Source organism: Caproicibacterium lactatifermentans (genome assembly GCF_013315815.1).
GTDB lineage: Bacteria > Bacillota > Clostridia > Oscillospirales > Acutalibacteraceae > Caproicibacterium > Caproicibacterium lactatifermentans.
The window spans coordinates 236052-251842 of record NZ_CP046051.1 but is presented as its reverse complement, the minus strand read 5'-3'; the positions used below and the strand labels follow the sequence as shown (position 1 = coordinate 251842).

The window sequence follows — 15791 nt, the reverse complement described above, 5'->3', positions numbered from 1 at the left end:
CGCACCTTCGACCATTTTGTATGCATATAATGTTTTCTCTGTATTTTTCTAAATGCGAATTGTTATTTATAATTTTATCAAAAAAGACTGCAATCTCCTAATTTGAAGCAAAAAGATACCCGGTTAGTTCGACGTAACAATTAGATTATGAACATCGATGTACTGGCAATTCATTTGATATCCATCATTTTCCCATATTTGTTCTCTTTTTAACGTATCTAGCTATACTGTGAGGTAACAATCAGTCAGAGCTATATTAATTTGCCTTTTTAGCCTTTTCCAACAGCACGACCGTCTCGATATGGCTCGTCTGGATTTTTTTAATTACAACAACCGCACATTTTCAACCTATTGGTTTGGTAGATACAGTCCACATTTTTTGCCTGTTTGGTAGATACGGTCGATAAATTGGAATTTATAACCCTTTGCTCGCAAGGATTTTTTCAAATTTCTTTTCTGACAATATCTCGTGGGTAACAAATTCGCCATTGTAAAACAAAGAGAATGTCGTAAATGGAGCAGGAGCATTTTGTGCCTGCTCTCTTGTAAGAATATGAACCGCTTGAAAATCTACACTTCTCTTTTTCGCTATTTCTTCAAGAAGCGGAACATACTTAGCTGTAAAAGGGCATTGGCTTGTATAGTATAACGTGAAGCCATTCTGTAAATCATTATGTTTTGTTTCTTTTAAATGTTGTTTGAACTGTGGCTTTTCAGCGTCATTGCTGAATGGTAGATACATCAGCTCAAAATATGAATTTGCGTTATCCACGGTTTCAAAACCTTTGTATTTCATATATTTAGGGTCTGAAAGAAATCCCATTTTCTTTTTTGAAGATAATATAACAAGTCCTTTTTTACTTTTTTCCTTGCTGTCTTTTATACATTCATCCAAGAGAACATTAGAATACCCGTGTCCTTTGAATTGCCCCGATACCCACAGACAGTCAATATACATATAACCGTCCGCTTCAATCGGTACCCAAGCATATTCAGCAGGGATATACTCAATAAAGCATTTTCCTCTAACATCACACTTTAAAAAAACAAGTCCCTCGTCCAACCTTTCTTTCAACCAAGATTTTTTTGACATTACTTGACTATCTTTATTATTTGCAATAGCACAACAAATGTGTTCCATTTCAAGATTCTCATGTGTTATCTTTACAAGTTCCACTGTAACCCCTCCTCTACAAATTACTATTTATTATACTCAACCTTAAATTGGAAGTTTATCAGTTCCCCATTATGCTTATTTTGTTCATCAAATATATTTCTCTATTTTGCATTGCTCATATAGATTTTTCCCTAACAGAGCAATTGCTTGTTGAGGACAATTGCTTATACACCGATAGCACATAGTACATCTTCCATTTTGTACAGCTCTACCATCTACAATAGATAAGTTTTTCATAGGGCATAGTTGCGTACAAATCCCACAGCCGATACATTTTTCAGTATTGATTTTCAACTTATCTGAATAATTTTTTGTTTTGCCATAAAACCAGATCCTTTGACCGAAAAGACCTGCAATATGATAGAGAAAACCAATCCCCTCTTGTGTTGCATGCCCATTTTTTAGGCTATTTGCAGACTTTTTTATTTTTATATACGCTTGCTTTACAATAATTTTATTTTCCTCTATTGTTTTCTTTAATGCTTTTTCATCACCTATACAATCAGGCATTTTTAAATGAAGCCCGCCAACAATCTCAGCACCACACTTAGCAAGTAACCTTGCGCTGCAACCTGTTCCATCACCACTAAACAAACCCATAGTTGCAATGATAAAAACTTTTTTACCCATGAATTTGGTTTTATTTTGCAAAATAAAATCTCTCACTATTTTAGGTAAATTGCTAAAATAAATAGGATACGCTAGAACAATAAAATCACTTTTATGGATTTCGTCTAAGACCCTCGCATCTTCAATTGAAATACATTTCGCTGCTGCGTCAAATTCTTTTATGAACAGTTCAATACAATGCTTTGTGTTACCTGTTCCGCTAAAATATATCCCTAATATATCTTTACTACCCCGTTTCTTTCGACTATTATATGACTAATATAGATAATCTTTATTTTCAAATTTACTATTTATAATAATCACCCTTAAGTTGGAATTTATATCATCACAGCCAGACAGCCCAATCGCCGTAATCAAAGGTGCCGCTGCCGTGATGTAGGTCGCCAACGTCTTTCAACTGGCGGAAAGCGTCTCGCATACAGGTCAGAATCTCTGGCTGAATGTCCAGACTGTGATGAGCCGGAAATACTTTTTTCACGGGTAGTATCGCAATTTTTTCAAGCGAAGTGAGATATGCCTGCGGGTCGGTGGAAGGGTAGTACGCAAACAACGTATCCTTGTAGACAAGATCGCCGGTAAATAAGTATCCACGTTGTGGTTCCCAAAAACATAAATGCCCAGGCAATGTCCCGGCGTATGCAGTGCAGTGATTACACGCCCACCCAAATCGATGGTGTCACCGTCATGTAGTACCCGCGTTGGTATTCCCTGAAAGAGCTTATAAGTGCTGACATCATAACATTCCGGTAAGTCGCAACGGTCTATAACCATACCGCGGATGGTATCCATTGACAGCGGAAATCCACCGTTCAGCCAGTTTAGTTCTGCCTCATGTGCGTAGAACTCCGGATAGTATTTGTGTCCACCGATATGATCCCAATGGATATGTGTCGCCACAGCAATTACCGGCTTGCCCGTCAGCTTTTTCACTTCATCGGAAATATTGCAGATGCCAAGACCTGTGTCGATGAGTAAGCACCGTTCTTCACCTTCAAGCAGATAGCAGTGCGTCTCCTCCCAATGGCGGTATTCGCTGATAATATGGGTATCTGTATCAATTCGATCAAGTATAAACCAGTTTTTTTCATTTTGATTCTCCCCTTCGTACTATGTAATTAAATTCAAATTTGTCTGTTACTCCGCATCCTCAGCCATTGTCTCAATCAAAAAGCTCACTGGACGGAAGCCGTCATTACACGAAATCATAGCTGACTTCTTATTCTTCATCCAGCCATCATAGCCGTGAGCAAGAGTCATGACGAAAGCAGACATACTTTCCCATGCACTGTTACACATGCCATCTGGCTTTTCCCAGCCATTGGCAATGTATACTTGTTCGACTTTCATGTCACAGGTATCCTTTATCGGATTTTCGTATTGATCTATCAAATCTTAATAGATCGTTTGTTTCATCACCATGATTTTTACTTTTTTCATATGTTACACCAATCTTTCACATCTTATTTTCAACCTTTGTTATCAATACAACGCACTCAACATGCAACGAGCTCATGAGTTTAATGTCCTATATGTAAATTACCAAATATTAGGTTAAGAAAATAAGTCGCCGCTGTATTTTGCGTTTTGTGTATACACGGAAATAAGTCCATGGTCAGAAGTTGAGTGAACGAGATTGATGTTTTTCCGTGTATGTATAAAACGAACCAATTTTAGTTAATAAATGTAAAATTACCGATTTTAGTGCCAGTTCGTCTGCGAGGACATATCCACCAATAGATTTAAAGCAGTTAGTCATTTTTGAATAAGTTATATCCATGCTCTCTATGATAACTCGGGCCATGCGGGATTTCATCTCCCCATGCTCTTTTGCTTAACGCGGAATCAAATAAACGCAACAAGTTCTGCAAGCTAACTGCCATTGAAAAATTGTCACCGGCAGAACAATATTGTTTTCTGACAATTTCTCTCTCGGTATTTAACACTTGATCTGACACTGTTTCAAACCATTTGCTACTATATTTCTGTGGTTCTCTACCGCTCAATAATTTGTACACTCCAAATCCTGTAGCCGCAAGACCAACACCTACTCCTAATACTTTCTTTATATCCATCCGATTTCCTCCATTCCTCAACATTATATTATTCTAAATCTGGTAAATTAAAGTTCTCATCCGTGCATTTACGAATGATTCGCTTAGTCTTTTCAACAGGCAATGGAACATTCTCTACACTGAAGTATTCGATGTTCACTACCTCCACAACTGCCTCATGGTTATCCTTTCCAACCGGGACAAGAACAAAATCACCAATCTCTATGCTGTCATCATCCGTCAGATAATAATAAGATTTCTGTCCTTCATCGAAAACCACGCTGCAATATATATAATCCGTGGTAAGGCGCTTTACTTTTCCATACACAGATGGGTCAAGAATTTCTCCTAAACCATAAAAACGTATGAAGCCAAACACTGCATCTGCAAATTCCTCAAAATCGTCCGGCAAACCGTTTTTATCAAATGTCCCTGTGATAATTTTTTGGGGGTTCTTTTTATAATCTATCGTAATTTTATAGTCCTTGGTTTCATTCGGATTTTCTACTGCATCATCAGGATTACCTACAATGTTTCCAAATAAGTCCTCTGCATCAAAGTCATCTAAAAGACCCTCTATACCACCTTCAATTTCATACTTACGTGAAACCTTACAACCAGTTCCAATGTTCTGAATATGCTCAAGGGTTTCTTTTTCTCTATCAATAATTAGTTGTTCCGTATAATCCCAAGTTACAAACTCCCATGTAGCACCTTCCGGCACTTCCTTCGGTTTGATTTTAGTCACTCTATGATAATCCAGTACAATTCGCTTAATCTTATCAGGTTTATTATTGCCATCGAAGACATATAAGTTCGGTAGTCCTAAAGTATCCCTAATCAAATCAGATAGGTCAATGCCATCAACTTCAAAATCGGCACATAGAGAACCTCGGAATTTATATGTCTTGCCATCGGTGTTTGTCAGTTCCATTACCCAATCACCGATATCGGCAGCGAAAATTTCATCGTAACCATTGCTGAAATAAGCCACAATAGCATCAAATAATTTATCTGTGTCTGCTTTTTCAATTTTGAAATTACGGCTCCGTGCCTTTTCGTATCTTTCTCCACCATGTCCGAAGTTATATCCAGAAAACCAGATGCGACCCTCATCATTGATGGTAAGATGCTGTTCCACTTCCTCGTCTGGTTCAGGCATAGGTCCGTAACAAATATTATTAGACACAATACGCATCTTTTTTAATGTTCCTTGAAATATGAAAGGATTTTCTCCGGAAAGCAGTGCCAAACGGCTGAGTGCCAAGATAAACCACGCTCGATTCTGTGGTTCTAAAATTTCCGTACCTGTGTATGCCCAGTGGTTAAAATATCGCCATTGGGAGTAAATGGCAGAACCAAGCAATGAAATATCTGTGATGTCATCAATTACTTTATCAAGTTCATCGCTGTTGTTGACAGCAGCACCATAAACACGTTCAAAGGCATGACCACAGTCCATCTCAAAGCCAAGTGCAGTGCAATCATCTGCCATATAGTGGTCAATGAGTTCTATGTAATTTATTTTCTGGTCTCTGAATTTATCAATCCACTTCACAGCGAACTCATGTATCTGTTTCATATCAGCCACCGTGGTCACCTCCTTCGCATTCTCGACAGCAATTAAACTTACCCCAGCAACTGACGAATCCTAACCGTCAGCAAAACCTTACGCTTCTCATAGAACTCTTCAAAGTAGGATAATCTAAAAGAATGGAGTCCCAGAGTTTTTCAATCTGTTCCATGTTCCATACATACTGCCTTTGAAACGCAGGCATAACATACTTGCCGTTTTTGATATGCTCCAGTGCCTCATATATCGTGATGCTGTTATCAATTAAAACGCTCATTGTTTACTCCTCTCCGGCATAAAAACTACCCTTGTACTGCATTAAGGTTTCTTCAACCTCGTCCCAAATCCATACACGTTCACCGTCATCTTCAAAGACTTTTCCGTGCGATTTAGGACCGTCCAGTTTCATTTGAGAGTAGTTGTTCCTAAAGGTAGGAACATATAAATCCGGACGCTCTTTATCACTACACAAGCGTTCCATCATAATCAAAGTGGCTTCTCCGGCTATATCAATAGACATAAAATATGCCTTAATAATCTTGTGGTTGTACTGGTTTGGCTTTAATGCCCACATCGGAATTCGCTGCAATGCTTTTCCATAAAAATCCTTATGCTCATCTGTTTGTTTTGAAACTTTTGGTGTGTACTCTTTTGACGCATTTTCAAATACTTGTGCGATATACCAACGGAGACAGGCATCAGCAGCCTTTTCAGATGTATCTCCGGATAAATTGAGTGCCATATTAAATTTCTCATATACATCTGAATCCACTTCAAAGAATATATTTTTCTGCATTATTTTACCTCCGTTCACTTATAATACACCATTTTATATTATATGCATTCTTAGTTGATTTGTCAATACTCATAGACTAATTCACGGCACTGCAAAACAACAGAAAAACCCCCTGCATTGTTGCAAGGTAAATTCCGTAAAATCTTATCTTCTCACATCCACGCTTGTGCCGGATTTGAACTCCGCAGAGACTCTTTCGTCGTAGACCGTGATTTTCTCAATCAGCTTGCTTTCTCTTTTTATTTATAGCTTTCTGCCGATTGAACGCTCGTCGGCACCTTGGGGTGTAAGCCTTGTGCCGCACACATTTTGGAATAATTAAAAGGTGCGGCAAAATTAAAAAGTTGTTCTTGCACTTCACATAAAAGATTTACGCTGCGTTAGTGCAGCAATTTTCAAAAATATATTGCAAATTCGCAGCGACCGTGGTATAATAAAATAGAGGTGGATTAGCATGAGTAGCTTAGGAACTTATTTAAAAGAAATGCGGAACAAATGCCACCTCAGCCTTAAAGACGTGCAGGAACAGTGCGGCGTGACAGATTCTAAGCTCAGCAAGCTGGAACGAGGGAAAGGTAAAATTCTTTCTCCACAAGAACTAAAAAAGCTTGCACATCTTTATGGAATTGGCATTGTTCCACTTTACATTATGGCAGGTTATTTGGATGAAAGCGACCTATTGGCATATCAGCTGGTCTTTGACAATGCAGGTCTTCTAAATGAAGAAGAGCGGCAAAGTGTCCAAACGCAAATCAACTTGCTTACCAAAGGAAGGCTGGTATCTAAAAATGATTTTTAAACTCGGAGAACTTTTCTGCGGCCCTGGAGGATTGGCTTGGGGCGCAACAAATGCGGATATCGGAGATCCCAACTTTGGTATCGTACATGAGTGGGCAAATGACTATGATGAGAATACTTGTAAGACTTACAGACGGAACATTTGCCCAAATGAACCAGACACGGTTTATCACGCTGACATTCGAAAGTTTGATCTTACAAAACTAACCCCTATCGACGCTTTTGCCTTTGGCTTTCCATGCAATGATTTCAGCGTAGTTGGAGAGCAGAAAGGAATTGATGGAGTCTATGGCCCGCTATATTCATATGGTGTTAAGGTTTTAAAAATGTACAGACCACAGTGGTTTTTGGCTGAGAATGTGGGTGGCCTCCGCAATGCAAATGATGGTAAAGCATTCACCATGATTCTCGATTCGATGAGAGCTGCAGGTTACAAACTCTACCCTAATCTCTATAAATTTGAAACTTATGGCGTGCCACAGGCTCGTCATCGGATTATAATCGTTGGCATTCGTGACGATTTAGATTTTGAATTTAAAATTCCATCTAACGCCCCATATGCAAATATAGATAATACCTGCAAAACCGCCATTGAGGTGCCTCCAATCCATGCGGATGCACCAAACAACGAGCGGACAGTTCAATCAGCTACTGTTATCGAACGGCTCGAATATATCAAGCCTGGTCAAAACGCTTTTACTGCAGATTTACCAGAGAAATTAATGCTCCATGTTAAAGGCGCAAAAATCAGCCAAATTTACAAGCGGCTTGACCCGGAAAAGCCCGCATATACTGTGACTGGAAGCGGAGGTGGAGGCACTCATATTTATCACTGGAAGGAGCCTCGGGCTTTGACGAATCGTGAACGAGCAAGATTACAGACATTCCCCGACACCTATGTGTTCGAAGGCAACAAAGAGAGCGTTCGAAAACAGATTGGGATGGCCGTTCCATGCCGGGGGGCAAGAATAATCTTCGAAGCGATTCTCAAAACATTTGCCGGCATTCCGTATGAATCAATGGAAGCCAATATTGAAGAGTGAAATTTTTCAGCCGTCGAGATTTTTTCTCGGCGGCTTTTGCATTTTACGGAGTTACTTTTTCTCCGTTGTCACCATGCTCAATCCTAAGAAAAATCCATATAAAATGTTTCGTCATCAAGTTTTACAAACTTTACGTCCGTTCTGCCATATTGATCAAGGTCCGCTCTTGTAACATATGCTCCATTTGCAAGGCCAAGTCTGTTACGAAAATATTCTCCAAGGTCGCTATTTCGAACAGGGGTAGTTATAGCCTTGTTGTTTTGCTGCTCCACACGCAGAGTAAGCTGATGACGGTCATCCGTGATCGCAGTAAAGTGCCGCTTTTCTAATGGGAAAAAGCCGCTTTTTGCTATTCTGCTTGGCAGCGGTATGTATGCTTGATTCGGCTCCCGTCCCTTCCGTTGTCCCCAATTTAAACCTGACCTTGTGCCTGGTTCGCCAGATTTAGTGATAAGGCTCAAAACGACTGAGTCATACTCGTCAAGTCCATTAACAAGATTGCATTCGAGATCAAGCACCGGGTGTGTCGGACGAAGTATGATATATTCCTCAATTTCTGCATGATTGCAATAGACAGTTCGTGGAACAACAGACTCATAGTAACTCATCGCTTCTGCCGGGTTGCAGATGTCCATAAGTTCATTGCGATGACGGCCGACAAAAGAACTTTGCACAAAATTTGCAGATCCCGTAAACGCTGTTACTGGATGTCCATCTTTACACCATATAAACAGATTTGCATGTTCAGCTGGTTTGTCAATTACGTAGCTGCATTTAATTGACGATATCTCATGTGGAAGTTCAGAGGATACAATATTTTGAAACCCTTCATGAATACTTACGCTCAAATTATCAAAAGGAACCATCCCAACAACAAGATTGATTCGGATTGGCACTGTTGTCTTATGATATATGTTTTTCATATACCACGAGAGCATATTGGGAGTAGCATATGCCGAAAGAATGTACAATTCATTTACTTCAGCATGGAGGGGGTTAAATAATATTTTTTGCGTTAAATCATTTTGCATCATAATATATTCCCTCCCAAAATTCAGCTAAACAAAGACTTGATCCATAAATCAGCCTTTTAATTAAATTCGTCTATCACAGCAAATCGCGCCCTTTTAGCGCCTGCTTTCTGGCTTCAACAGCTTGGAGAACCGACTCGATACACGCGTTCAGCTGTTTTTTTATCTGCCATTCCCAAAACCTCATCACCAGCCATCCATCCCGTTGCAACGCTTCTGTAACCTCTTTGTCCCGCGCCATATTTCTCTCGATCTTTGGCACCCAATAATCTCGGTTAGACTTAATTTTTTGATTTCTGCTTTCCCAATCGTATCCGTGCCAATAATCAGAATCACAAAAAACAGCGATTTTGTACTTAGTAATGGCGATATCCGGCTTTCCAATCAGCTTATTATAATTTTTTCTGTACCTGACGCCATTTTCCCACAGGGCCTTTCGAAGACGAAGCTCAATTGAAGTATCCTTGCTTTTGATGGCCTGCATATTTTTACGGCGCTGTTCAGGAGTTAAATCATCAGCCATAAATCACACTTCCGCATCATCGTCGACAACATCATAGTAAATGATGTTGTTCGGTAACTTAATATTAGGTACCCACAGTTTGCGCCCATTCCAGCCTTTTCTGCCGGTCACCTTATACATAGTCAGAACTACTTGATTTGTAAAAGATCCACCAAGGTGCCAATCATTTGGAGACAGCAAGGCACCAGTGCCCTTTGCGATGTCTCTGTTGCGTCGGACAATAAGTATTCCCTGAGCAGCCGGCTGTTCTATGAGAATGGTATCAAGCACTGAAACAAAACTTTTAATATCAAAATCCTCGTCAGACGTTACATGGGCAAAAATCTCTTTCATTAAGCGGAGGTTGACTTGGTAGTACGGCTCATCATCTTCAAATGGCTTCAGAAGAGTATCCAAAATCTCAATGCTGTCATTTTCAGGATTGAATGGATAGTAGTTTGTACCGCCGGAAAGCATGAAGACTTTTTTGTTATCAAGCACATTTGCACGAGTAGGGTTTAATCCCTGTGGATAGAATATTCTAATATGCTCCGTACCATTTTCGACCTGTGCAATAATAGAGTTGTTTGTAGCGTTAATATCAGAAAACAGCTTATAGAGCGGTTCATCAATATATACTCGCATCATTCCAGGATCGCGGTCGTACCCAAACATGCGGCTGTGCTGCCACATTGTATCCGCCTGCGGTTTTTTACTGGTTCGTGTATAGTAGATGGTGTGAAGAGAGGGAAAGGTAACGCCGCGGCCAAGTGTGTTTCCGCCAATGACTATATTTGAACCGCAAGAGTATTCCTCACTGGCCACATCGTTTTTCCCGTTCATCACAAGCACTTTAATGCCACCGCTCAAAACGAGCTGTCTTGCACATGAGTATACCGCATCAAAGTTTGATTTTTCACTCTTCTGAGGAGCCATCAATTGATACTCTTTTTTTAGTCCAATTTTAAACTCGTCATCAATATGCTGGGCGCACCATTCCAATTCTGTTTTGACTGCTCTCTCATATCGGCTATGGACTACCTGCCGGACGCTTGGATGGATTAAGCAGTTGCAAGTTGCGCCACCTGTGGTGAAAATCTGTCCGGATACAGCAAGATGGTGGAGAATGACTTGACGCTCTGGTTTTGCTATTGTCTCAGTATAGCTTATGCAATCAGCCTTTTCATTCTTTGGAAAGAAAAAATCTCCACCAAGATACCCATTTCCGGGAGCAAAATAATATGTAAAATATGGATGCCAGCCAGATGCCATTGTTTGAAGCAGAATGGCCTGCGGGGTTCCAGTAACTTGAAGATATATGCTGCTGGACGATCCATTTTTGATGGAATCCAGATATTTATTAATGGAGGACTGCCGACCTCTATTTACAAGCGTGTTAAGCGATGCCGCATCGGCTTCATCATCAACAATAAACAGCGGATTGCCCTTCATAAAACCTGTTGATGCAAAGACATTAGCCCAAAGTCGAAGAATTCGAACATTCTTTTTCAACACAATAATAGCAGGCTGCATAAGTCGATTTTCAATAAACAGACCGGAATCATTTTCTCCACAAATACAGAATCCTTTTAAATCAGCTTTAACTCGTTCCAAAGTTTGCTGTTGAAGTATGACATTGTCTGCCGTGAGGAGAACAAATGCAGGAAACCCCATATCAGCCGCCTTACAGATAATCCCAAACATCTGACCAGTCTTGCCTGACTGAACATTTCCAAGCAGTAGTCCAATCTCATGACTGCAAAAGGAAAAATCCCTTATATACTGATTTCCAACATCTTCTGCTGTCTGGAATATAGACTCCGCAAGACTGACATTTCCCCGATCAGCGATAGTTTTTAAATAGGCCTTCAAATACGGCATTATTCATCAACCTCCTCTCTTTTTGCGGATTCAAACGATAAGAACCATACATCAAGAAGACTCCCGTCCTCATCCTCCATCTTTTGATCCGTCTTGGTCAGCACAAGAGTATCACAGCCATACGCCGCCAGCATTTCTTTTGTTATCATCCCTCGCCGGTCACGGTCAAGCTGTGTGTCATTTACCGGGCTGACCAAACCCGCAGCAGCAAGCCGCCCTTTTATCCAGCGGCCGAGTATAAGTTCGTCGCCAACTGCACTGAACTGCTTATTGCCATCGCTCGTAGTATGAGCCTTGAATGTGTATCCATCATCGGTAATAACATAAAATGCTACATTCTTTTTTGGGTACCCAGGAAGCAAAGTAATGCTCTTGTTTACTGTAAACTGTGTCTCATACCAATCACGTGATTTTCTTGCGCTTCTTGGAGCTGCATAGCTGACATTCAAATTTGATTTGGTATAGTGCTTCCCATCGTCCATATGGCGCTCATCAAATGCCGGGACTTTTATCGGAAGGATAAACGATACTTCCGTTTTATGATGGGCATAGATGACAACTTCAGCCTGTGGAACCTGAGTTACAGTATCCACGCCGGTTAATGACGTGTTAACCTCACGAATAATAGGCATATCAATAATATCTGCAATATTTGCAGAACATCTGTTGTCCTGCAGCTTTCGGACAAGCTCAAGAATTTCTTGACATTCAGAGGTTTCTGTAGTCAGGCTGGACACCTCATACTGTCTGCGGTTATTTGCTTCAATTTTGATAACCCCAAGATTGGCTGATCCTATAATGGCAGACTTTACATCCCCGTTTTTATGAAAAACATAGAGTTTACCGTGATATTTAAAAGCTTTAACAATACGAATTTCACCAACGCCGGCAGCTCTCCATTTTTCATCAAGAGCTATCGCCGTTCGATATATACCTTCAGGCATACCTTCGACATAATACATTCCTATAACCAGATTGACATATCCGATGCCATATTTAAAAATGAGTGTGTCCAGCTCTTCAAGAGATGCCTTAGAAACATAGCCTACTGCAATATCCACACCACTGCAGTCTGCAATTTGTTCACAAAAACAATTTGTAATAGTAGTCTGTTCTGGTTCTGTGCCTAATGGCAAGATATTTGAGTACAACAATTTCATGCTATTTTTATCCTTTCTTTAAACACGGAAATCATCAATCATCCATTGTTTCCATAATATCGTCGAGGTGACAATCCATCGCTTCACATATCTTTAGAAGAACATCCGTTGTGATATTTTCGCCTTTTCCCAATTTTGCAATCGATGCAGAACTGATTCCCGTTTTTTCTTTCAAATCGCTTTTTTTCATATTTTTATCAATCAGCATTTTCCAAAGTTTGTTGTAACTAATGCGCATTATTATTTCTCCTTTACTGATTTCCCATCATCATATCATAGTGCTGCTTTTGCTCCATAGCATCAAATATCATTTCAAAAATATTTCTGCACTCATCGGCATTCAGACAATCCTCTACAAAATCCTTGCCGTCACTCATGCCAATAGTGCTTGCGTTAATGTATGCCAGCATTGCAGAGGCAAGCTGAAACTTCTCTTCATCATCGTTGCCGGCAGCATCCTTAAAGCGTCCTTCAGCTTTACCTTGAACCAAAATCACCTGCCGCAATTTTGAGCCTTCATATCCACAAAGCTGAAGGAAATAGTATTCCAGAATGCGGCGAATGACATTCATCAATGGAACTGCAGATTTTAACTCTTTATACTCATCCCAAAGAGCAGCATAGGAATTTTTGACAGGGTTTATATTCATGCGCTCTGTTGGAACTTTGGGGTTAACATCATCGCACATCCTTATCGTAGATTTGGTTCCGATCTTTCGAATCAGGTAAAATGATACATAGTCATATTTCGTCACATAGCTGTAGGAAACTTCTCGATGAAAGTAAGCATTGTGGGTAAGAATGAAAATCTGCTTGATAAAATTACCTTCAGCAGTCTTATTTCGGTTATCTGCATTGTTCCTGCAAATCTCAATCATCTGACGCACAAGGGTGCTGACGATAAACAGGGAGCCGCTGTCCATACTGGAAACAGGGTCATCAATAACAACAATTTTCTCCCTGATTTCGCCCTCCGCTGAGTCGCTGCCATGCACCAAATGATAAAAATATAGAAATGCAATAAAGTTCTTTTCGCCTTCGCTTAAATTATCCGCTATGGTGCCATCAGGGCGTCTCACCTCATATACATTATCAGCTCCAGCTTTTGGCTGAAGGCTGAATCCTCGCATTCCTGAATCACGAAGCATCTGGTTTATGCTGTCCTTGGCAGTGTCAGTTTCTACCGTTTTGCCGCGGAGTGTTTTTAGTTGTGTTTTGATTTCCCCCAATGCTGTGTTGTATGTTGAAATCTCAGTGTCAAGAGCGTCGAGTTCGGCCTGCTTATCAGCATCTTCTTTTCTGTAGGCCGTAATAACATCCCTCAGCATAAAAGCGAGCAGGCTGAATACAGCATCGGCACATTCCGTTCGCTTAGTCGGGCCAGCAGCCACGACAGCGTTGTTTGCATCGATCATTTTGTTAAAACCATCGATGATATCAGATAATTCCTCAAGAATTGGGCGGGTTTCCATAAGCGTTACTGTAGAGGCCGGGTTATCTATTTTAGTTTTTATAGCTTCAATGTTGGATTGGATTGCAGCCTTTAAAACAGCCAGTTTGTCAGTGTATGATTTGAGATCGATTTTGGGATAGAGTTCACTCGGCATCGTCTGCAAGGGCACAAATAAATCATTAGCTGACTTTTTATAACGGACCTGGAATTCAGACAAAAGCCGCAGATTGTCTTGATATCTGTTATCAAAGCTGGCTATGAAGGTCTGCTCGAAATCCGCGGGAAGTTCAATGCCGCAATATGGACATCTTCCATTGGCATCATGAGAATAGGCATCGTGGCCCTGCCGCATCCATTCTGTTGCTCCGATGTCGCGAAGAAATCCGGCAAGTTCTGTATCCGCACTGTTTACGATTGACCTGACAAGTATATCTTTTCCTTCTACAGTGTCAATACCGGTAGAATCTGCAACGGTATTAAATCTCTGGTAGTGCTTTGCGGTTTCAGAATAAGCAGATTCATACAGCCTGCGCAATTCCTCCAAATCCATATCTGCCGGCGCGTGCTTCATAATTTCCCGTACAAATGGGTCAGAACGTCCTTTGCCGCTCATTGTTGCAGGGAACTCCTCTCGGATAGCTTTGCCGCGTTCCCAGCACTCCTTAAGAAAATCCTTGTGCAGTTTATCCTTGGCCGTTTCAGTTTTTACACGCTTGTCTGTTGCCTCAGTCAACCGTTTTTTCACATTGGAACGTTCTTCAGTGACTTCATCAATTTGTCTCTGGGTTTCAGCATTTTTCGCGTTAAGGGTGAACACACCTTTCAAGTTGCGATAACTGTGAAAATTATCATCAATGAACTCTTGGTTATAAACCAGCGGTAAATAATCTGCCTGTGTTCTTCCCGGGGCATATGTCACACCTGCACCGCTTTTTATGGCTTTGGCTATAGTGGACTTACCTGTGCCATTGTTTCCAAACAAGAAATTAATATATGTCGGTTCAATGAAGGCATGACTGTCCTTATAGCTTGCATCCGTCAAATCAATGCGGATAATTTCTGATTTGATTTTTTCAGCCACAAAGACACCCCCTTATACGGGCATTGGAACACCGGGAATTCCGGCTTCCTTAAATGCCTCAAAAACATTTATTTTACGAACCGACCATGCACTTTGATTAAGATCCGTAATGGCGCAGTCCATGTTCAACCCAAAAAACATGGCATTTCTCTTATCACACAGCTTTATCTGCTGTATTGGGGCAATTGGCTTGAATGCAATTTTTATGTTCTTTCCAGCCGCCATAACTTTTTGAATGTAGCAAAGCATACAGAATTGATTGGGTGATGTCACACCTTTCATTTCAGTATTTTCCTGGCAAATAATTGCGGGGAAACGCTTTAGCTCTTCAATTCCATCCTCAGTGAGAGCAGAGCATTTTTCAAAAATTTCCGGCGGTACATTATATTTGGTCAAAGCGCGGTTTGCAATCACAGATACTACACCGTCTTTAAAAACATCTTCATCACAGGTGACAATCAGCTGATAGTATTCTGTGCTGAAGGACTGAATTGCAATCATCATCTCCGCGGTGGAGTCTGCCGACTGAGGATAGTGGATATTATATGTAAAATTAACCGTGGCGCCCGGCTGGTTAGAGACAGCAACATTGTTCGTACCAATCTGCTGCAATGC

General features: G+C 40.6%; 16 protein-coding genes and 1 pseudogene. 2 read left to right on the top strand and 15 right to left on the bottom strand.

Annotated features, from left to right (window positions below; translation table 11 throughout):
• Window positions 1–415: 415 nt before the first annotated feature.
• From GJQ69_RS01220 to GJQ69_RS01185, 8 genes and pseudogenes are all read right to left on the bottom strand, one after another.
• Window positions 416–1177 carry an N-acetyltransferase gene (locus tag GJQ69_RS01220; protein ID WP_174192755.1) on the bottom strand — a complete coding sequence of 254 codons (762 nt, stop codon included), beginning with the start codon at window positions 1175–1177 and terminating at the stop codon, window positions 416–418.
• Between the two features lie 87 nt (window positions 1178–1264).
• On the bottom strand, window positions 1265–2017 hold the full coding sequence (locus GJQ69_RS01215; RefSeq protein WP_338031371.1) for an EFR1 family ferrodoxin: 753 nt from the start codon (window positions 2015–2017) through the stop codon (window positions 1265–1267).
• 115 nt (window positions 2018–2132) lie between these two features.
• Window positions 2133–2848: pseudogene (locus GJQ69_RS01210) on the bottom strand (MBL fold metallo-hydrolase).
• A gap of 93 nt (window positions 2849–2941) precedes the next feature.
• Window positions 2942–3196 (bottom strand): TIGR04076 family protein, encoded by a 255-nt coding sequence (locus GJQ69_RS01205; protein WP_236849705.1) that lies wholly within the window; start codon window positions 3194–3196, stop codon window positions 2942–2944.
• Window positions 3197–3555: 359 nt separating this feature from the next.
• Window positions 3556–3879, bottom strand: coding sequence for a hypothetical protein (locus GJQ69_RS01200; RefSeq protein WP_174192753.1), 324 nt, complete (start codon window positions 3877–3879; stop codon window positions 3556–3558).
• 28 nt (window positions 3880–3907) lie between these two features.
• Entirely contained in the window at window positions 3908–5449 is a 1542-nt protein-coding gene (locus GJQ69_RS01195; protein WP_338031353.1) for a hypothetical protein, read from the bottom strand.
• Window positions 5450–5516: 67 nt separating this feature from the next.
• Entirely contained in the window at window positions 5517–5708 is a 192-nt protein-coding gene (locus GJQ69_RS09890; RefSeq protein ID WP_274379841.1) for a DUF262 domain-containing protein, read from the bottom strand.
• Between the two features lie 3 nt (window positions 5709–5711).
• Window positions 5712–6227 carry a hypothetical protein gene (locus GJQ69_RS01185; protein ID WP_174192751.1) on the bottom strand — a complete coding sequence of 172 codons (516 nt, stop codon included), beginning with the start codon at window positions 6225–6227 and terminating at the stop codon, window positions 5712–5714.
• 454 nt (window positions 6228–6681) lie between these two features.
• Here GJQ69_RS01185 and GJQ69_RS01180 point away from each other — a divergent pair, with 454 nt between their 5' ends.
• Entirely contained in the window at window positions 6682–7026 is a 345-nt protein-coding gene (locus tag GJQ69_RS01180) for a helix-turn-helix domain-containing protein (RefSeq protein ID WP_174192749.1), read from the top strand.
• Window positions 6947–8068 carry a DNA cytosine methyltransferase gene (locus tag GJQ69_RS01175; protein WP_338031352.1) on the top strand — a complete coding sequence of 374 codons (1122 nt, stop codon included), beginning with the start codon at window positions 6947–6949 and terminating at the stop codon, window positions 8066–8068. The genes GJQ69_RS01180 and GJQ69_RS01175 overlap by 80 nt, the downstream gene beginning before the upstream one ends.
• An 83-nt stretch (window positions 8069–8151) precedes the next feature.
• On the opposite strand, the gene GJQ69_RS01170 is transcribed toward GJQ69_RS01175, so the two are convergent.
• The 7 genes from GJQ69_RS01170 to GJQ69_RS01140 form a co-directional block, all read right to left on the bottom strand.
• Window positions 8152–9102, bottom strand: coding sequence for a restriction endonuclease PLD domain-containing protein (locus GJQ69_RS01170; RefSeq protein WP_174192747.1), 951 nt, complete (start codon window positions 9100–9102; stop codon window positions 8152–8154).
• A 73-nt stretch (window positions 9103–9175) separates the two neighbouring features.
• Window positions 9176–9622: a very short patch repair endonuclease gene (locus GJQ69_RS01165; RefSeq protein ID WP_174192745.1), complete on the bottom strand. Its 447-nt coding sequence runs from the start codon at window positions 9620–9622 to the stop codon at window positions 9176–9178.
• 3 nt (window positions 9623–9625) lie between these two features.
• Window positions 9626–11482, bottom strand: a complete 1857-nt coding sequence (locus GJQ69_RS01160; protein WP_174192744.1) for a Z1 domain-containing protein — start codon at window positions 11480–11482, stop codon at window positions 9626–9628.
• Entirely contained in the window at window positions 11482–12642 is a 1161-nt protein-coding gene (locus tag GJQ69_RS01155; RefSeq protein WP_174192742.1) for a restriction endonuclease PLD domain-containing protein, read from the bottom strand. The genes GJQ69_RS01160 and GJQ69_RS01155 overlap by 1 nt, the downstream gene beginning before the upstream one ends.
• Before the next feature lie 34 nt (window positions 12643–12676).
• Window positions 12677–12880, bottom strand: a complete 204-nt coding sequence (locus GJQ69_RS01150; protein ID WP_174192740.1) for a helix-turn-helix domain-containing protein — start codon at window positions 12878–12880, stop codon at window positions 12677–12679.
• A 13-nt stretch (window positions 12881–12893) separates the two neighbouring features.
• The gene (locus GJQ69_RS01145; RefSeq protein WP_174192738.1) at window positions 12894–15176 is read right to left on the bottom strand and encodes an AAA family ATPase; all 2283 of its coding nucleotides are present in this window, start codon (window positions 15174–15176) and stop codon (window positions 12894–12896) included.
• Between the two features lie 12 nt (window positions 15177–15188).
• Window positions 15189–15680: a hypothetical protein gene (locus GJQ69_RS01140; protein ID WP_236849704.1), complete on the bottom strand. Its 492-nt coding sequence runs from the start codon at window positions 15678–15680 to the stop codon at window positions 15189–15191.
• Window positions 15681–15791 lie beyond the last annotated feature (111 nt).